Origin of the sequence: Actinotalea sp., assembly GCF_035443605.1 — a bacterium.
In the GTDB taxonomy this organism is placed as follows: Bacteria; Actinomycetota; Actinomycetes; order Actinomycetales; family Cellulomonadaceae; genus Actinotalea.
The window spans coordinates 1-16911 of the sequence record NZ_DAORSQ010000060.1 but is presented as its reverse complement, the minus strand read 5'-3'; the positions used below and the strand labels follow the sequence as shown (position 1 = coordinate 16911).

The following is a 16911-nucleotide window of genomic DNA, read 5'->3' as shown; positions in this document are numbered from 1 at the left end:
CGGAGGGCTCCGCCCCCCTGCGGAGCGTTCCCACCCCAGCGCGGAGGGCTCCGCCCTGAAGCGGAGCGACCCGGCTTTGACACGCCGGCGTGTCGCGCCACGACGCTCCGCGCTCGTTCACGCGGCGAGCAGAGGCGTCGGGTGCGGGTTCGGGGCGGCGCGGTGATGCACCAGTCCGCGCGTCACGCGGCGACCACCCACCTGCGCCGTTCCGGCGGGCGCCGCGCTGCGCGCTGGTAGGCAGACCTGAGCCGCGCCGCCAGTCGGATGCCGTGGCCATCGGATGTGAGGTCGGCGGCCGTCGCCCGCACGACCAACAGTCCCAGTGCTTCGAGCTCCTCCTGGCGGCGCGTGTCCCGGCTCCGTCGTTCGGCATCGGCGTGAACGGCGCCGTCGTACTCGCCGACAACACCGGCAGTACCGTCGATCAGGTCGACGCGTGCGACGAAGCGCCCCCCGGGGTCCCGCACCACCGGGTTGCACGAGGGCCGCGGAAGCCCGGCGCCGACCCAGGCCAACCGCATGAGGCTCTCCTGGGGCGACTCGGCGCCGCCGTCGGCCAGCGTCATCGCGCGCCGCGCGGCAGGGAGGCCGACCCCGCGCCGATGGATCACCAGGAGGTCGGCGAGCTCGGCGGGATCCACGACGCCGAGGTGCAGCAGCCGGTCGAGGGCGACGACCGCCCGGTGCATCGGCAGCAACCGCGCGAGGTCGAAGGCCGTCCGCGGGCCGCTCGTCACCGCGACTCCTGCGAGCAGCGTGCGCTCGCGGTCGACCGCCGGGCTGCGAAAGACCCGGACGTCCGGGCGAAGCACCATCCTGCTGTCCCGAGCCGAGCAGACGACGACTCGCGCCACACCGCCAGGCGCCACCGAGGGTCCCTCCTCCCACCGTCTGCCCCCGTCGAAGACCTCGAGGTCGTCCACGACGACCGCCCGCTCGTGCAACCGCGCGGCGGACCAGCCACCGATGGCAGCGTGCGGCGGCAGCTGCGCGGCGACGGCGGAGATCCGGACGTCGGCGTCGCTGAGGTCGAGGCCACCGGGGACCCAGACTCCTCTGCGGACCCGCTCGAACTCGCCCGTCCGAAGCACGGCGCGCCCGACCCCGTGCGCCGGCGCATCCCGCGTGAGCAGGGAGCCTGGGAGCGGTGCGACGTCGTTCACCTGGAGAGCCTCGACCAGCGCCGCAGCGCGTCGTCGGGCGGCCCCTCAGGCCGGTGGATGCTCGCGCGGGCCAGGGGACCTGTGGACGACTCCTCGAGGTCGTCGCGGTGGAGCGTGGCCACACCCGCGCGTGGAGCGTTCCGGTCGCGACACACCGGCGAGTCGCACCTCGACGCTCCACATGCGGCCGGAACACTCCGCACGAGGTCCGGAACGCTCCACATGCGGCCGGAACCCTCCGCACGAGCTCGGAACGCTCCGCACCAGGCGGGGAAGCCTCCGCGTCACGGGGCCCTCACGGGGCCCTCACGGGGCCCTCCGCGACCGACCCTCAGGCCGCGGAGAAGGGGACGTCCCGGGCCACCCGCCACACGCCGTCGTCGCCGTGCTCGAAGATCTGCAGGCTCGGGACGAGGAAGCGGGCCTCGAAGCCGGCGAGCGTGTCGAAGGCCCAGTCGAGGGAGTCCTCTGGCACGTCGTGCGCCACCGTGACGTGCGGGTGGTAGTTGAAGCGCAGAGGCTGGGCGAGCGGGCCGGTGCGGATGTCGCGCTCGAGCATCTCGCACTCGGCGATCCCCTCGACCACCTGGACGAACACCACGGACGACACGGGCCGGAACGTGCCCGTGCCGCGCAGGTGCAGGGTGAAGGGGCGGTGGCCGGCGGCCACCGCCGTCAGGTGGGTGACCACGTGGTCGACGTGGTCGGGCTCGAGCACCGTCGGACCCAGGAGGGTGACGTGCGGCGGGATGGACTCGGCGAACGGGTCGCCGGCGTGCTGCCGTGCCGTCTGCAGCACCGTCCCGTACGGCTCGGGCACGGACAGCGCGACGCCGATCCGCACCTGGTCGCCCACCCGGTCGGGGAGCCTCACGCCCGTGCCCTCCGCGGGGGCAGCAGCCCGATCCGGTCGTAGACCCGCGCCAGCGTCGGCCCGGCGATCGCCCGCGCGCGCTCGGCGCCCTCGGCGAGGACGTCGTCGAGGAGGTCCGGGCTGTCGAGGTACTCGTGCACCCTCGCCTGGTACGGCGTGAGGAAGTCGACGACGACGTCCGCGAGGTCCTTCTTGAGGTCGCCGTACCCCTTGCCCTCGTAGTCCGCGACAAGGTCAGGGATCGCACGCCCGGACAGCGCCGAGTGGATCGTCAGGAGGTTCGAGATGCCCGGCTTGGCTGCCGGGTCGAAGCGGATCTCCCGCTCGGCGTCGGTCACCGCGGACCGGATGCGCTTGGCGACGACCTTCGGGTCGTCCAGCAGCTCGATGAGGCCGTGGGGCGAGGACGCCGACTTGCTCATCTTCGACGTCGGCTCCTGCAGGTCGAAGATCTTCGCGGTGGCCCTGACGATGTGCACCTCGGGCACCACGAACGTCCGGCCGAACCGCGCGTTCATCCGCTGCGCGAGGTCCCGCGTGATCTCCAGGTGCTGGCGCTGGTCCTCGCCGACGGGCACGAGGGCCGTGTCGTAGAGCAGGATGTCCGCGGCCATGAGCACGGGGTAGGTGAAGAGCCCGACGTTCGTGCCCTCGGCACCGAGCTTGGCGGACTTGTCCTTGAACTGCGTCATGCGCGACGCCTCGCCGAACCCCAGGTGGCACGAGAGCACCCAGGCGAGCTCGGTGTGCTCCGGCAGGTGGCTCTGGGCGAAGAGCACCGACCGCGCCGGGTCGACGCCCGCGGCGAGGTACTGCGCCGCCGTCCGGCGTGTCCGCTCGCGCAGCGCCTTCGGGTCCGGCGCCACCGTGAGGGCGTGCAGGTCCACGACGCAGTAGATCGCCTCGAAGTCGTCCTGCAGGGCCACCCAGCTCGTCAACGCGCCCAGGTAGTTCCCCAGGTGCAGGGAGTCCGAGGTCGGCTGCATCCCGGAGAAGATGCGCGGGCGTCGGGGCTGGGACGTCGTCGGCATGACGAGCATTCTGGCAGGTCCGGCGGGCCGGCTCGAACCGGCGTCAGGTCGCCTCGTCGTCGAACGGCGCGGGGAGGTCCTCGCCCGACGGCGCCTCGGGACCCCCCGGGCCGACGCCGTGCGCGGCACCCGCCGCACCGGCCAGACCCCCTGCGCCCCCAGCGCCCGCCGCCCCCGCCGCCCGCGCGGTCGTGTACCGCCGCGCCCCGGGCGTGATGGGCCCTGGGCGGGCCGCGACGGGCTCGTCGAGCAGCGCCTCGCGCACGATCCTGCGGGGGTCGTAGCGCCGGGGGTCGAGGGATGCCCAGTCGACCTCCGTGGCCTCCTCGCCGAGCTCGTCGGCGACCCGCTCCTTGGCCGTGCTGAGGAAGCCCCGCAGGGACCGCACCCAGCGGCCCAGCTGCTCGGCGTACGCGGGCAGCCGTTCGGGGCCCACGACGATCAGGGCGATGAGCGCGAGGACGGCGAACTCGGCCCCGTTGATCCCGAACACGGCGCCAGACTATCCGCGGTCAGTCGCTGGCCAGCTCGTCCAGGACGACGCGGACCTCGCGCTCGTCCTGGCCGCTGCGGACCACGAGGGTGACGGCGTCGCCGGGTGCGCGGGCGCGGATCGCGACGATGAGCTCGTCCGCGTCCGTGACGGGGCGGCCGTCGATCGCCAGGATGATGTCGCCCGGCTCGATCCCGGCCAGGTCCGCGGGCCCGCCCGGCGTGACGGGCTGCTGGCCGTCCTGCGCCTCCGTGGTGACCTGGACGCCCTCGCCGGTGTACGTCGGGTCGAGCAGCACACCGATGACGGGGTACGTCGCGGTGCCGGTCTCGATGAGCTGCTCCGCGGTGCGCCGGGCCTGGTTGGACGGGATGGCGAAGCCCAGCCCGATGCTGCCGGTGCTCTGGGTCAGGCCCGGCGGCTGGGCGATCGCCGAGTTGATCCCGATGACCTCGCCCGCGGCGTCGACGAGCGGGCCGCCCGAGTTCCCCGGGTTGATCGCGGCATCGGTCTGGATGGCGTTGATGAAGGCTGTCTGGGTCGCGCTGCCCGCCGACACGGGCCGGTTGAGCGCGCTGACGATCCCGGTCGTCACGGTCCCCTGCAGGCCGAGCGGTGCGCCGATGGCCACGACGGGGTCTCCCACGACGACCGCGTCGGAGTCCCCGAGCACCAGGGGCACCAACCCGGTCCGGTCGATCTTGAGGACGGCGAGGTCGTAGTCCGAGGTCTTGCCGACCACCTCGGCCGGCTCCTCGGAGCCGTCGGCGAGCACGACGACGATCCGCGCGTCCGCGCCGACGTCGGCGGCCGCGACGTGGTTGTTGGTGAGGATGTACCCGTCCTCGCGCAGCACGAAGCCCGAGCCGGTGCCCTCGCCCGCGCTGCCGCGCACCTCGATGGAGACCACGCTGGGCAGGACGTCCGCCGCGATCGCCGCCACCCCCGTGAGCTCGCCGAGCTCGGGGTCGCGGCCGGACGAGGCGGGCAGGTCGGCATCGGCCGGGCGGCGCGCGTCGAGCAGCCGCGTGCCCAGCACCCCGCCGACGGCGCCCGAGACGAGGGCGAGCACGAGCAGGAGGGTGGTGAGCAGCGCTCCAGGGCCGCGCCGCCGGGTCCGGGTGCGCTGCGGCGCGACCGGCTGGCCCCAGGAGTTCGCCAGCCAGTCGGTCGCGGCCGCCGCCTGCGGTGCGTCGCCTCCGGGCGGGAGCACCGTCGCGTCGGGAGGGGTCGGGGCGACAGGGACGTCGGGAGCCGGCGGGGCGCCCGACGCGTCGGACGCGGGAAGGGCCTGCGGCGGTGCCACCGGGACGACCGGCGACACCCCGACCGCCTGCACGACAGGCACCGCCTGCGCCACGGGCACGCCCGGCGCCACGGGCACCGGCTGGGCGACGGGTGGCTGGTGCGGCGGTGCGAAGGGCGGGGCGAAGCTCAGGGGACCGCCACCCTCGGGTTCCGTGCTCACGAGCCGCTCCACACTCCTGCCAGGACCTGCCAGCCCCGCGCGATGCGGGCCGGGACGCCGTCGTCGTACGCCTGAGCAGGATAGGACCCCACGACGTCCTGCGCGGCCCACGAGGACACCTCTGCCGCGACGCTGACCACCGCGTCCCCCGACTGCCACACGGCGTGCCACGGGGCGCTCGACAGCACGTGCACCGCGCGCTCCGCGACGAGGACCGGCTCGGGCAGCGGAGCGCGGTCCAGGCAGCCGTGCGTCTGGGTGAGCACGATGAGCCCGGACGGCCCGACGAGGTCGACCTCCAGGCCGTCGTACCCGTCCGGGTCCTCCCGGACCGCCGCGACGGCGTACCCGTCGGGCACCACCACGGGCGCGGCCCAGGGGTGCTCCTCGAGCCACGCGGCCACGGCGTCGGCAGGGTCCCGCGCCCCGGCCGGGGCGCCGCCGTCATGGTCCTGCGCACCGGTCGCCGCATCGCCGACGACGGCGGCACTGGCACCAGCTGCGGTCACGGTGAGGACGGATGCGAACGGCCCCGTCGCCGCCCCCTCCCCGACCAGGAGGGTCGCTCGCGGGCCTGCCGCGGCCTCGTCGGCCTGCTGACCGGCCGCCGCGCCCTGCGCCGCCACGGCCGCCCCAGCCCGACCGAGCACCGTGAGCACGTGCGCGGGGTGGCGCTGCGCCGTCACGGTCGCCTGCGCGCCGAGCCCGTAGAGCCCGACGACGGCCAGACCGAGCCCGGCGCCCGCCGCGGCGAGGGAGCGCCACGGGACGGGGCGCCGGCGGGGCAGGTCCCCGCGCAGGCACCCGGACGGCAGCCGCTGGGACGTCCCGGGCAGGGGGACGGAGCCCACCGACGGCAGGCTGCGGCGGTCGTCGTCGGCCGGGGCGGGTGCTGGCGCGCCGGCGCCGAGCGCGAGGAGACGCGCGGTGAGGTCCGCCGTCGGCCGCACCTCGAAGGCCGCCGCGATCGCGCGGCGGGCGGCCCTGGCCGCGTCGAGCTCCGCAGCGCACTCCGCGCACGCCGCGACGTGGGCGAGCGCGCGCTCGGCCGCTGCCGGTCCCAGCTGGCCGTCGGCGAGCGCGCTGACCTGGGTGCCGAGGTGGGTCACCCCGGTCCCCCGGCGCCGACGGCGGCACGCGACCCGTGGCGGGCGCCCGCGTCCCGCTGTGCGACGTGGGGCGCGACGTAGGGAGCGTCGAGCGGCGCGTCGTGCGGCGCGCGGTGGGCGAGGCTGGCCCGCAGCAGGGCGCGGCCGCGATGGATCCGTGAGCGGACCGTGCCCAGCTTGATCCCGAGGGTCACGGCGATCTCCTCGTACGAGAGCCCCTCGATGTCGCACAGCACGACGGCAGCACGGAACTCGGGCGAGAGCGCGTCGAGCGCCCGCTGCACGTCGTGGTCGAGGTTCGCGTGCTCGAAACCGCGCTCGGGGGTGCCCAGCCCGGCGGCGCCGGGCACCGTCTCGGCATCGTCCCCGAGCGGGTCCATGCGGATGCGCGTGCGGCGGCGCGCCTGGTCGAGGAACAGGTTGGTGGTGATCCGGTGCAGCCAGCCCTCGAAGGTGCCCGGCGTGTACGTGGACAGCGAGCGGAACACCCGGACGAACGTCTCCTGGGTGAGGTCCTCGGCGTCGTGCTGGTTGCCCGTCAGCCGGTACGCGAGCCGGTACACGCGCGCCGAGTGCTCGGTGACGATCTGCTCCCACGCCGGGGGCACCCACGCGGGCTCGACCGGCAGGTCCGCGGCACCGCTCCCCGCCCGGGTGGCTGCGCCGACCGGGATCACCGGGACGGCCGGGAGCGCCGGGGCGTGTGCGATCGCCGTCCGCACCTGAGCCTCCCCGTCGTCGTCCGCCGCGGTCCGTGAGCCGTGGCACGACCACGACCCTGCCACCGACCGGAGGGCGGTGGCACCCGTGCAACGCCCGGGCGCTGCCGCGTGTTCCCGGACGATCTCCTGGCCCGGCTCCCGACGGTGAGGGGGTGCCCGGAACGGCTCCCGCGGGTGAGCGGCACCGGGCGATAGCATCGGGGCACCGCCACGCGCCCCGGGAGGCCGCCATCTCCACCGACAAGTCCGCGAGCTGGGCCCACTGCGAGGACTTCCACCCGCTCGACGACGTCCTGCTGCGCGCCACCGATCGCGCCGAGGAGCTGGGTTGCGGCGCCGTGTCCCCCGGCGCCGGTGCCCTGCTGCAGACCCTCGCGGCCGCGGCCAGGGCTGCGGCCGTCGTCGAGATCGGCACGGGGGCCGGGGTCTCCGGCCTCTGGCTGCTGCGCGGCATGGCCGCGGACGGCGTCCTGACGACCATCGACACCGAGGCGGAGCACCAGCGCGCGGCCAAGGCCGCGTTCGCCGAGGAGGGCATCCGACCGCATCGCGCGCGGACCATCACGGGCCGCGCGCTCGAGGTGCTGCCGCGCCTGACCGACGCCGCCTACGACATGGTGCTGGCCGACGCGGACCCGCTCGAGCTCGCCGCCTACGTCGAGCAGGCCCTCCGCCTCCTGCGCCCCGGCGGCCTGCTCGTCCTGGCCCATGCGCTCGGCGAGGACAAGGTGCCGGACCCGGCCCGGCGCGACGAGGTCACCACCGCGCTGCGCGAGGTCGCCCGGTCGCTGCGGGACGACGACCGCGTCGTGGCAGCCCTCGTGCCCACCGGCGACGGCCTGCTGCTCGCGTCACGGCGCTGAGCCGGCAGTGATCCGCCACACGCCTACGCGAGCTGGCTGAGCCAGCGCAGCAGCAGCCGGGCGCCGAACCCGGTCGCACCCTCCGGGACCTCGTGCGCCGCCTTCGCCGCGCGGGCCGGGCCGGCGATGTCCAGGTGCGCCCAGCTTCGTCGGCCGACGAACCGCTGCAGGAAGAGCGCGGCCGTGATCGCCCCCGCGCCCGTGAACCCGTCCGCGGCGACGTGGTGCACGTCGGCGACGGTCGAGTCGAGCGCGCTGCGGTACTCCGGTACGAGCGGCAGCCGCCAGAGCAGCTCCCCGACGTCCTGGCCGGCGTCCTCGAGCGCGGCCGCGAGGCGGTCGTCCGGGGTGAGCAGCGCGGCGTGGGTGCGCCCCAGCGCCAGGGTGGCGGCGCCCGTCAGCGTCGCGACGTCGACGATGACGTCCGGGTCGAGGTCGAGGTCGGCGTGGGCCAGGGCGTCCGCGAGCACGAGGCGCCCCTCGGCATCGGTGTTCGTCACCTCGACCGTGGTGCCGCCGTAGAGCCGCAGCACGTCCCCGGGGCGGTAGGACCCGGCCCCGACCGCGTTCTCCGCGAGGGGCAGCAAGGCGGTGACCCGGTGCCGCACCCCGGACTGCGCGGCACCGATGACGGTCGCCAGCGCGACGGCGGCGCCCGCCATGTCGGTCTTCATCGCGACCATCGACTCGCGCGGCTTGATCGACAGCCCACCCGTGTCGTACGTGATGCCCTTGCCCACGAGGACGACGTGCCGCGGTGCCGCGGCGCGCGTCCGGCCGGCGGGTGCCGGCGGCTCGTACCGGACCACGACGAGTCGCGGGCCGCTCGCCGAGCCGCCGCCGACGGCCAGCAGGCCGCCGAAGCCCCGGGCGGCGAGCTCCGCCTCGCCGAGCACCTCGACGCCCAGCCCGGCCTGCCGGGCGAGCCGTGCCGCCTGGTCGGCGAGCCAGGCCGGGTTCTTGGTCTGCGACGGGGTGACCGTCAGGGCGCGAGCCGTCCACGTCGCGGTCGCCGCGGTGCGCGCGGCCGCGACCGCGGCCTGGCTGTAGCGGCCGAGCAGCACGAGCGAGCCGGCCGGCCCGGGGGGCGGCGTCCCCGTAGCCCGCGACGGGTGACGGTAGGCGCCGAGAAGGTAGCCCTCGACGAGTGCCCGGACGCCGTCCGACGCGCCGTCGGCCGCGACCGTGGTCGCCACGCGGGTCAGCCCGCGCGTCGCCCTGGCGATCGCCGCGCCGGCGCGGCGCAGGTCGGCCGGGGTCCCCGCGCCGACACCGACCAGCACGATCCTCTGCGGCAGCCCCACCCACGGCAGGGCCCGGCCGGCACCCGACGGTCGCGGCAGCTCGACGGTCTGGGCGTCCCCGGCCGCACCGGTGACGTGCAGCCGCTCGGCGAGGTCCGCCAGGTCCACGCCGTAGCGAGCGGCGGCGTCCGCGGTCCCGGTGCGAGGCTGGACCTCCGGCTCACCGTCTGCGGGCGGCGCGACGGGCAGGACGAGCGCGTCGACCCCGTCGGTGAGCAGCGGCGACGTCGCGACATCGCCCTTGGCCACGACGACGTCGGGCAGCGCTGGGGGGGCGACCTCGGCGTCAGGCCGCGCGACCGGGCGGCGCCGGACCGGACCCGGCACGGCTCAGCTGACGACGGAGGTCAGTGCCTCGCCGAGCTCGCCGGCCTCGGTGGCGTTGAGCTCGACGACCAGGCGGCCGCCACCCTCCAGCGGGACGCGCATGACGATGCCGCGACCCTCCTTGGTGACCTCGAGCGGCCCATCGCCGGTCCTCGGCTTCATCGCTGCCACGGGTGCTCCTCCTTGCGAGTTCGTGTCCCGACCCCGATCCCTGCGGACACGCGCCAGGCGCGCGGCACAGGGGGCTCAGGGGACGGTTGTCCGTGCTCAGTCTAGTTCACCCGCGCGCCCGGCTGGACCGTTGACCTGCGCCAGGGCTGCGGGACGGGGTCACGGCGGCCACCCGGCCGGCGGCACCAGGCGCCACACGAGCCCGATCCACGCCACCTGCCCGACAACGCCCAGCACCACCAGTGCCCCGACGGCCGCGCGCGGGTGGCGGGAACCCAGTGCCGGTTGGGCCAGCGCGCCGACCACCGGGAACGCGAGCAGGGCGAACCGGCCCAGGGAGGTCCCCGGTTCGACCGCGACGAACAGGTAGCCGAGGTAGCCCGCGGTCCAGCCCCACAGCTCGGCGCCGAGGCGGCGCACCGGCCGCGCGGCGAGCAGCCCGACGGCGATCGCCACGAGGAGGACGACGGCCACGGGGCCCACGTCGCCCAGGAGCCACCGGGAGACGTCGAACCACGGCAGCACGGGGACGACCGCGGCCCGCCCGCGCCAGGCCGACTGGGTGGCCGTGAAGGCGGTGGGCTCCCCGGTGACGACCCCGGCGACCGCCGGCCACGCCAGCCCCGAGGCGACGGTGGCCGCGGCCAGCGCCGCGAGCGCGGGCCATCGGGTCGCACCGTCCCGCCGCCACCGCGCCACGCCGTGCGCGAGGACCGCCACGACGAGCGGCAGGGCGACGGCCCTCGTCAGGCCGAGGGCCAGCACCGGCGCGGCGGCCAGCAGGTACCGCTCGCGCTGCAGGGCCCACAGCGCCGAGGCGAGCAGCAGCAGGGCCAACGCCTCGGTGTACGCGGTCTGCAGCACGGGGGCCGACGCGGCCGTGGCCAGCAGCGCGACCCCGGTGAGGGGCACCGCGCGGCGCACCCGGCCCGGGAGGTCGCCCGCCGCCGGCTGCGCCATGGCGTGGGTGAGCACGCGGTGCACCACGAGCATCGCGAGGCCGGACAGCACGACGGCGAGCGTCGGCACCGCCACCTCCCACGGCAGCCCCGCCGCGAGGAGGGGCCGCGTGAGCAGCGGGAACAGGGGGTAGAACGCCCACGAGTTCTGCAGGACGGCACCGCCGTCGCCGCGCGGCAGCGTCGACGGGTAGCCGTGCTCCGCGATCGCGCGGTACCAGCTCGCGTCCCACATCAGCCCCGTGTACTGCGGGTAGGACGGCGACGCGTCCGTCCAGCCGCTCGCCGCCTGCGTCCCGGCCACGAGGACGAAGACCACGGCGCTCAGGCCGCGGGCCGTGGCGTGCACCGCGAGCACCTGGACCCACCAGGGCCACCGGCCGGGACGGCTCACGCCAGGCCGCGGGTCGCGCCGGCCGGCGGGCTGTCCCCGCGGAGCACCGCCACCATCTCCACGACGCGCCGGGTGGCCAGCACGTCGTGGACCCGGAAGACCGTCGCGCCCTGCCATGCCGCGATCGCGGTCGCGGCGAGGGTGCCCTCGAGGCGGTCGTCGACGGGCAGGCCGAGCGACTCCCCGACGAAGTCCTTGCGGCTCAGCGCCATGAGGACGGGGTGGCGCAGCCCGGTGAGCTCCGCCGTGCGCCGCGTGAGGTGGACGGAGTGCCAGGTGCTCTTGCCGAAGTCGTGCGTGGGGTCCACCAGCACGGCCTGCGGGTCCACCCCGGCCTCGACCGCGCGCCGGGCGCCGGCGGCCAGGGTCGCCAGCACGTCGAGGAGCACGCCGTCGAGCGCATCGAGCGGCTCGGGCTGGGCCACGCCGGCGACCCGGGCCGCGAGACGGCCGGCGGGCAGCGGGTACTGCGGGCGCAGCGGGTCGGTGCGGGGCGCGACACCGCCGGTGTGCGAGCACACGATGCCGAGCCCGTGCTCCGCCGCGACCGTGACGAGCTCGGGGTCGTGGCCGGCCCAGGTGTCGTTGAGCAGGTCGGCGCCCGCCAGGGCCACGGCCTGCGCCACCTCGGCCCGCCAGGTGTCCACGCTGATCGCGAGGTCGGGGAACGCGCCCCGCACCCGCCGCACCAGGCCCAGCACGCGGTCGATCTCCTCGCCCGGGCTCACCTCGGGTCCGCGGCCGGCCCGCACGCCGCCGATGTCCACCAGGTCCGCGCCATGGTCGACGGCGCGCCGCACGGCCAGCAGCGCGGCGTCGTCGTCGGCGGCTCTGGCACCGGGGAAGAACGAGTCCGGCGTGCGGTTGACGACGGCCATGACGGCGGGGCGGTCGGGTGCGAGCACGCGGCCGCGCAGGCGCAGGGGCACCCCCCGCGGCGGCACCCCGACGCGCGCGCTCACGGGCGGAAGGAGTCCCGACGCGAGGCCCGGGCCGCCGCCTGCTCGGCAGCGGCGTTCTCCGCGACCGCTGCCTCCTCCTCGGCGCGCAGCTCCGCGTCGCGCTCGCACACGATCCGCACGGCCTCGGCGGGGTCGTCGACCAGGTGGATCAGGTCGAGGTCGGTGGCGCTGATCGTGCCGGCCTCGAGCACGGGCCCGCGCAGCCAGTCGATGAGCCCCTGCCAGTAGGCGGTGCCGACCAGCACGATGGGGAACTCGGTGACCTTGTGGGTCTGCACGAGCGTGAGGGACTCGAAGAGCTCGTCGAACGTGCCGAACCCGCCGGGCAGCACCACGAAGCCCTGCGCGTACTTGACGAACATCGTCTTGCGGGCGAAGAAGTAGCGGAAGTGCACGCCCAGGTCGACCCACTGGTTCATGCCCTGCTCGAAGGGCAGCTCGATCCCGAGGCCGATCGACAGCCCGCCGGCCTCGCTGGCACCACGGTTGGCGGCCTCCATGATCCCCGGCCCCCCACCGGTGATGACGGCGAACCCCGCCTCGGCCAGGCCGCGGCCGACGTCGACCCCGCGCCGGTAGTCGGGCGCGTCCGGCTTCGTGCGGGCCGAGCCGAAGACGCTCACCGCCGGCCCGACCTCGGCGAGGGCGCCGAACCCCTCGACGAACTCGCTCTGGATGCGCAGCACGCGCCAGGGGTCGGCGTGGACCCAGTCGGCGTCGCCGCCCCCGCGTGCGAGCAGACGCTGGTCGGTGGTGGTCACGGGGACCTGGCCGCGACGCAGCAGCAGCGGCCCCTTGTGGTAGCCGTTGCTGGCCGGGCGCTCGCCGGTGGGGTCGCTCATGGCCAGAACTCTAGGAGGTCAACCAGGCGCGCAGCCCGTCGAAGCAGGCCGCCAGGTGCGCCACGGGGCACCGCTCGTCGTCCGCGTGCGCGAGGTTGGGGTCGCCGGGGCCGAAGTTCACCGCGGGGACACCCAGCGTTGCGAACCGGGCCACATCGGTCCAGCCGAGCTTGGCCGTCGGCGGCCGCCCGGTGAGGTCCCCGACGACGGCGGCGAAGCGGGCCGCCGCGGGGTGCGTGAGGCCGGGGCGGGCGCCCGGGGCGGAGTCCGTGACCGTCACCTCGTGGCCGGCGAAGACCTCGCGCACGTGCTCGAGCGCCTGGGCCTCGCTCCACGCGGGGGCGAAGCGGTAGTTGACCGTCACGACGCACTCGTCGGGGATGACGTTGCCGGCGATCCCGCCGCGGATCCCCACCGCGTTGAGGCCCTCGCGGTAGGTGAGCCCGTCCACCTCGACGCTGCGCGGGGCATAGGCGGCCAGGGTGGCGAGCACCGGGGCGGCGCCGTGCACGGCGTTGACCCCGAGCCACGACCGCGCCGAGTGCGCCGCGGTCCCGGGCACCCGCACCTCGACCCGCAGCGTCCCGTTGCAGCCACCCTCGATCCCCGCGGCCGTCGGCTCGCCGAGCACGGCGAAGTCGGCGGCGAGCCACTCGGGGTGGTGCGCCACGAGCCGGCCCAGGCCGTTGCGCTCGCTGGCGACCTCCTCCTGGTCGTAGAACACCCAGGTGACGTCGCGCGTCGGCTCGGACAGCCTGGCCGCGAGCGCCAGCTGCACGGCGACGCCGGCCTTCATGTCGACGGTGCCACGGCCCCAGACCTCCGGCCCGTCCGGCCCGTCCCGCAGCTCGCTGGGCAGGTTGCCGGCGAGGGGCACGGTGTCCAGGTGCCCGGCGACGACCACGCGCTCGGCCCTGCCGAGGTGGGTCCGCGCGACGACGGCGTCGCCGTCCCGCAGCACCTCCAGGTGCGGGCACGCACGCAGGGCGACCTCCACCGCATCGGCGAGCGCGCGCTCGTCGCCGCTGACGGACGGGATGTCGCACACCGCCCGGGTCAGGTCCACCAGGTCACCGTGCAGGTCGAGGCTCACGGGCCGACCCTACCGACCCGCCCGCCCGTGGGCCGGTGGCCGGACGCCGCAGGGACGGGGCCCGCGCGCTCGTTACGCTGCGCGCATGACTCGTACCGCGTGGGGCCACGGCGTGGCCACCGTGAGCGCAGCCGGGACCGTGCTCGACGTCTGGTACCCGGCACCGGCGCTCGGCGTCCCGGACGCCCCCGTCCCGCAGGCCCTGGCCGCCCTGGCGGGTCCGGACGACGCGCGCGGGGTGCGGACCGAGGTCGTCACCACCCGGATCGACCTCGACGCGCCGCCGTCGGACACGGCCGACGCGTACCTGCGCCTGCACCTGCTGTCGCACCGCCTCGTCGCACCGCACGGCCTGGACCTCGACGGGATCTTCGGCGTGCTGCCGACGGTCGTGTGGACCGATGCCGGGCCGTGCGCCGTCGAGGACTTCGAGGCCACCCGGCTGCGGCTGCGGCTCGCGACGGGCCGTGCGCCCACGGTGCACGGCGTCGACAAGTTCCCCCGGATGGTCGACTACGTGCTGCCCTCGGGCGTGCGGATCGCCGACGCGGACCGCGTGCGCCTCGGCGCGCACCTGGCCCCGGGCACGACGGTCATGCACGAGGGCTTCGTCAACTTCAACGCCGGGACGCTCGGCGTCTCGATGGTCGAGGGCCGGATCTCCGCCGGGGTGGTCGTGGGCGACGGCAGCGACATCGGCGGTGGCGCGTCCATCATGGGCACGCTGTCGGGCGGGGGCCGCCAGGTCATCTCGGTGGGCCGGCGCTCGCTGCTCGGCGCCAACGCCGGCCTGGGCATCCCGCTCGGCGACGACTGCGTGGTCGAGGCCGGCCTGTACGTCACGGCCGGCACCAAGGTGACGGTCGTCGGGGAGCCGGGCCGGCCCGTCGTGGCGGCCCGCGAGCTCGCCGGGCAGGACGGCCTGCTGTTCCGCCGCAACTCGGTCAGCGGGGCGGTCGAGGTGCTCGCCCGCGAGGGGCACGGGATCGTGCTCAACCCCGCGCTGCACGCGAACTGACGTGGCGCACCCCGCCCGCCGGCGCCGCCGCGCCCTGCGCGCCGTCACCCTGATGCTCGGCTTCCTCGTCGTGGTCGCCGCCGGCGGCTGGGCGGTGTCAGCGTGGCTGGGCGCCGCCGACCGCGTCCCGCTCCTGGCGCGCTGCGCCGCGTCCCTCGAGGGGACCGACTGGTACCTGGAGCCGGACCAGGCCGACACGGCCGCCCTGCTCGCCGGGATCAGCCTGCAGCGCGGCCTGCCGGCGCGCGCGACGACGATCGCGCTGGCCACGGGCCTGCAGGAGTCCAAGCTGCGCAACATCGACCACGGCGACCGGGACTCCGTCGGCATCTTCCAGCAGCGTCCGTCACAGGGCTGGGGCACCGTCGAGCAGATCATGGACCCGGTGTTCTCGACCAACGCGTTCTTCGACGCCCTGGTGCGGGTGGACGGCTTCGCGGACCTGCCGATCACGGAGGCAGCCCAGGCCGTCCAGCGCTCGGGCTTCCCCGAGGCCTACGCGCAGCACGAGGCGCGGGCGCGGGCGTGGGCGTCGGCGATGTACGGCTACGACGCGGCAGCGGTGACCTGCACGTTGCCGGGACCCGACGGCGCCGGCGACGCCGCTGCGGTCCAGGCGCGCCTGGTCCGTGACCTCGGCGCCCTGCCCACGACGATCACGGACGACGGCGCCGTGCTCGTGGACGCCTCCCCGATGTCGGCCGACGGCTCGGACCTGGACCGGATGGGCTGGGTCGTGGCGCACTGGGCGGTGAGCGTCGCCTCGCCTCTGCAGGTGGTCGAGGTCAGCCACGCCGGTCGCACCTGGGTGCGCGACGACGGCGCATGGCAGCCGGCCGACGCGTCGGCCGCAGCCGACGCCGTCGTCGGGCAGGTGCGGATCGTCCTGGCCGGCTGATCGTCGCGCGTGGGGCCGGGCGCCCCGGGCTCAGCGCTGGGCCGCGGGCACGTAGTCGCGCGTCGTCGGCCCCGTGTAGATCTGCCGTGGACGGCCGATCTTGGTCGCCGGGTCGACCATCATCTCGCGCCACTGGGCGATCCAGCCGGGCATCCGACCCACCGCGAACAGCGGGGTGAACATGCGGGTCGGGAAGCCCATGGCCTGGTAGATGAGGCCGGTGTAGAAGTCGACGTTGGGGTAGAGCTTGCGCTCGATGAAGTAGTCGTCGTGCAGCGCGATCTCCTCGAGGCGCATCGCGATGTCGAGCATCTCGTCGCGCTTGCCCAGCGCCGAGAGCACCTGGTCGGCCTGCTTCTTGACGATGGTCGCGCGCGGGTCGTAGTTCTTGTAGACCCGGTGGCCGAACCCCATGAGCCGGATCCCGGCCTCCTTGTTCTTGACCTTCGTCATGAACGCCGTGGCGTCGCCGCCCGAGGCCTGGATCTCGGTGAGCATCTGGAGCACGGCCTCGTTGGCGCCGCCGTGCAGCGGTCCGGACAGCGCGTTGATGCCGGCCGAGACCGAGGCGTAGAGGTTCGCGTGGCTCGAGCCGACGATCCGCACCGTCGAGGTGGAGCAGTTCTGCTCGTGGTCCGCGTGCAGCAGCAGCAGGACGTCGAGCGCCTTGGCCATCACCGGGTCGACGTCGAACGTCCGGTTGGTCGGCTGGAAGGACATCCGCAGGAAGTCCGCGACGTAGCCGCGCCCCTTGTCCGGCCCGATCATGTTCTGGCCCGCGGCGCGGCGGTGCGCGTAGGCGGCGATGGTGGGCGCCTTGGCGAGCAGCAGCACCGTGGCGAGCTCGACGGTCGCCGGGTCGAACGGGTCGACGCTCTCGGGGTAGTACCCGGGCAGCGCCGAGACGGCGCTGGACAGCACCGCCATGGGGTGGGCGTTGGTCGGGAACGCGCCGATGAGGGCCTTGAAGTTGTCGTGCAGGTGGGTGTGCCGCTCGACGCGCTCGACCCACTGGTCCAGCTGCGCGGGCCGCGGCAGGTCGCCGTGCGTGAGCAGGTACGCGACCTCGAGGAAGGACGACTTCTCGGCGAGCTGGTCGATGGGGTAGCCGCGGTAGAGCAGCACGCCCTTGTCGCCGTCGATGTAGGTGATGGCCGACTCGCACGACGCGGTGTTCATGAACCCCGGGTCCACGGTGACCTTGCCGGTCTTGGCCA

General features: G+C 75.5%; 17 protein-coding genes. 3 read left to right on the top strand and 14 right to left on the bottom strand.

Going from position 1 to position 16911, the window contains the following annotated elements; translation table 11 throughout:
- Nucleotides 1-182 precede the first annotated feature (182 nt).
- The 7 genes from PKY62_RS08270 to sigE all read right to left on the bottom strand — a co-directional run bounded on the left by PKY62_RS08270 (nucleotide 183) and on the right by sigE (nucleotide 6770).
- Nucleotides 183-692 (bottom strand): DUF559 domain-containing protein, encoded by a 510-nt coding sequence (locus PKY62_RS08270; protein ID WP_324536232.1) that lies wholly within the window; start codon nucleotides 690-692, stop codon nucleotides 183-185.
- An 805-nt stretch (nucleotides 693-1497) separates the two neighbouring features.
- A complete protein-coding gene (locus tag PKY62_RS08265; protein WP_324536231.1) occupies nucleotides 1498-2040 on the bottom strand; it encodes a 2'-5' RNA ligase family protein in 543 nt (180 codons plus the stop codon).
- Nucleotides 2037-3080 carry a tryptophan--tRNA ligase gene (gene trpS, locus PKY62_RS08260; RefSeq protein WP_502875818.1) on the bottom strand — a complete coding sequence of 348 codons (1044 nt, stop codon included), beginning with the start codon at nucleotides 3078-3080 and terminating at the stop codon, nucleotides 2037-2039. The genes PKY62_RS08265 and trpS overlap by 4 nt, the downstream gene beginning before the upstream one ends.
- 34 nt (nucleotides 3081-3114) lie before the next feature.
- Nucleotides 3115-3564: a twin-arginine translocase TatA/TatE family subunit gene (locus PKY62_RS08255; protein WP_324536229.1), complete on the bottom strand. Its 450-nt coding sequence runs from the start codon at nucleotides 3562-3564 to the stop codon at nucleotides 3115-3117.
- 19 nt (nucleotides 3565-3583) lie between these two features.
- Nucleotides 3584-5032 carry a S1C family serine protease gene (locus tag PKY62_RS08250; protein ID WP_324536228.1) on the bottom strand — a complete coding sequence of 483 codons (1449 nt, stop codon included), beginning with the start codon at nucleotides 5030-5032 and terminating at the stop codon, nucleotides 3584-3586.
- Nucleotides 5029-6141 (bottom strand): zf-HC2 domain-containing protein, encoded by a 1113-nt coding sequence (locus tag PKY62_RS08245; RefSeq protein ID WP_324536227.1) that lies wholly within the window; start codon nucleotides 6139-6141, stop codon nucleotides 5029-5031. The genes PKY62_RS08250 and PKY62_RS08245 overlap by 4 nt, the downstream gene beginning before the upstream one ends.
- A complete protein-coding gene (gene sigE / locus PKY62_RS08240; protein WP_324536234.1) occupies nucleotides 6138-6770 on the bottom strand; it encodes an RNA polymerase sigma factor SigE in 633 nt (210 codons plus the stop codon). Before sigE ends, PKY62_RS08245 begins: the two co-directional genes overlap by 4 nt.
- Nucleotides 6771-7093: 323 nt before the next feature.
- Here sigE and PKY62_RS08235 point away from each other — a divergent pair, with 323 nt between their 5' ends.
- On the top strand, nucleotides 7094-7726 hold the full coding sequence (locus PKY62_RS08235; protein WP_324536233.1) for an O-methyltransferase: 633 nt from the start codon (nucleotides 7094-7096) through the stop codon (nucleotides 7724-7726).
- Between the two features lie 23 nt (nucleotides 7727-7749).
- Here PKY62_RS08235 and PKY62_RS08230 read toward each other — a convergent pair whose 3' ends face one another.
- The 6 genes from PKY62_RS08230 to dapE all read right to left on the bottom strand — a co-directional run bounded on the left by PKY62_RS08230 (nucleotide 7750) and on the right by dapE (nucleotide 13778).
- The gene (locus tag PKY62_RS08230) at nucleotides 7750-9357 is read right to left on the bottom strand and encodes a leucyl aminopeptidase family protein (protein ID WP_324536226.1); all 1608 of its coding nucleotides are present in this window, start codon (nucleotides 9355-9357) and stop codon (nucleotides 7750-7752) included.
- 3 nt (nucleotides 9358-9360) lie between these two features.
- On the bottom strand, nucleotides 9361-9528 hold the full coding sequence (locus tag PKY62_RS08225) for a DUF3117 domain-containing protein (RefSeq protein WP_249382805.1): 168 nt from the start codon (nucleotides 9526-9528) through the stop codon (nucleotides 9361-9363).
- Nucleotides 9529-9687: 159 nt separating this feature from the next.
- On the bottom strand, nucleotides 9688-10836 hold the full coding sequence (locus PKY62_RS08220; RefSeq protein WP_324536225.1) for a putative hexosyltransferase: 1149 nt from the start codon (nucleotides 10834-10836) through the stop codon (nucleotides 9688-9690).
- A 41-nt stretch (nucleotides 10837-10877) separates the two neighbouring features.
- Nucleotides 10878-11843: a dihydropteroate synthase gene (gene folP, locus PKY62_RS08215; RefSeq protein ID WP_324536224.1), complete on the bottom strand. Its 966-nt coding sequence runs from the start codon at nucleotides 11841-11843 to the stop codon at nucleotides 10878-10880.
- Nucleotides 11840-12685: an LOG family protein gene (locus PKY62_RS08210; protein ID WP_324536223.1), complete on the bottom strand. Its 846-nt coding sequence runs from the start codon at nucleotides 12683-12685 to the stop codon at nucleotides 11840-11842. The genes folP and PKY62_RS08210 overlap by 4 nt, the downstream gene beginning before the upstream one ends.
- Before the next feature lie 10 nt (nucleotides 12686-12695).
- Nucleotides 12696-13778: a succinyl-diaminopimelate desuccinylase gene (gene dapE / locus PKY62_RS08205; RefSeq protein WP_324536222.1), complete on the bottom strand. Its 1083-nt coding sequence runs from the start codon at nucleotides 13776-13778 to the stop codon at nucleotides 12696-12698.
- Between the two features lie 85 nt (nucleotides 13779-13863).
- Between dapE and dapD the strand changes: the two genes are divergently transcribed.
- Complete coding sequence (gene dapD / locus PKY62_RS08200; RefSeq protein WP_324536221.1) at nucleotides 13864-14796, top strand: 2,3,4,5-tetrahydropyridine-2,6-dicarboxylate N-succinyltransferase; 933 nt, start codon at nucleotides 13864-13866, stop codon at nucleotides 14794-14796.
- A gap of 1 nt (nucleotide 14797) precedes the next feature.
- Nucleotides 14798-15694: a hypothetical protein gene (locus tag PKY62_RS08195; RefSeq protein ID WP_324536220.1), complete on the top strand. Its 897-nt coding sequence runs from the start codon at nucleotides 14798-14800 to the stop codon at nucleotides 15692-15694.
- Nucleotides 15695-15724: 30 nt separating this feature from the next.
- Here the strand turns inward: PKY62_RS08195 and PKY62_RS08190 are convergent.
- On the bottom strand, nucleotides 15725-16911 hold a 1187-nt coding region (locus PKY62_RS08190; RefSeq protein WP_324536219.1), incomplete at its 5' end, for a citrate synthase.

Bases quoted from the DNA above. Each gene is read 5' to 3' on its own strand.
- dapD (WP_324536221.1), top strand. From the start codon at position 13,864: ATGACTCGTACCGCGTGGGGCCACGGCGTGGCCACCGTGAGCGCAGCC.
- trpS (WP_502875818.1), bottom strand. From the start codon at position 3,080: ATGCTCGTCATGCCGACGACGTCCCAGCCCCGACGCCCGCGCATCTTC.
- PKY62_RS08210 (WP_324536223.1), bottom strand. From the start codon at position 12,685: ATGAGCGACCCCACCGGCGAGCGCCCGGCCAGCAACGGCTACCACAAG.
- PKY62_RS08270 (WP_324536232.1), bottom strand. From the start codon at position 692: ATGCACCGGGCGGTCGTCGCCCTCGACCGGCTGCTGCACCTCGGCGTC.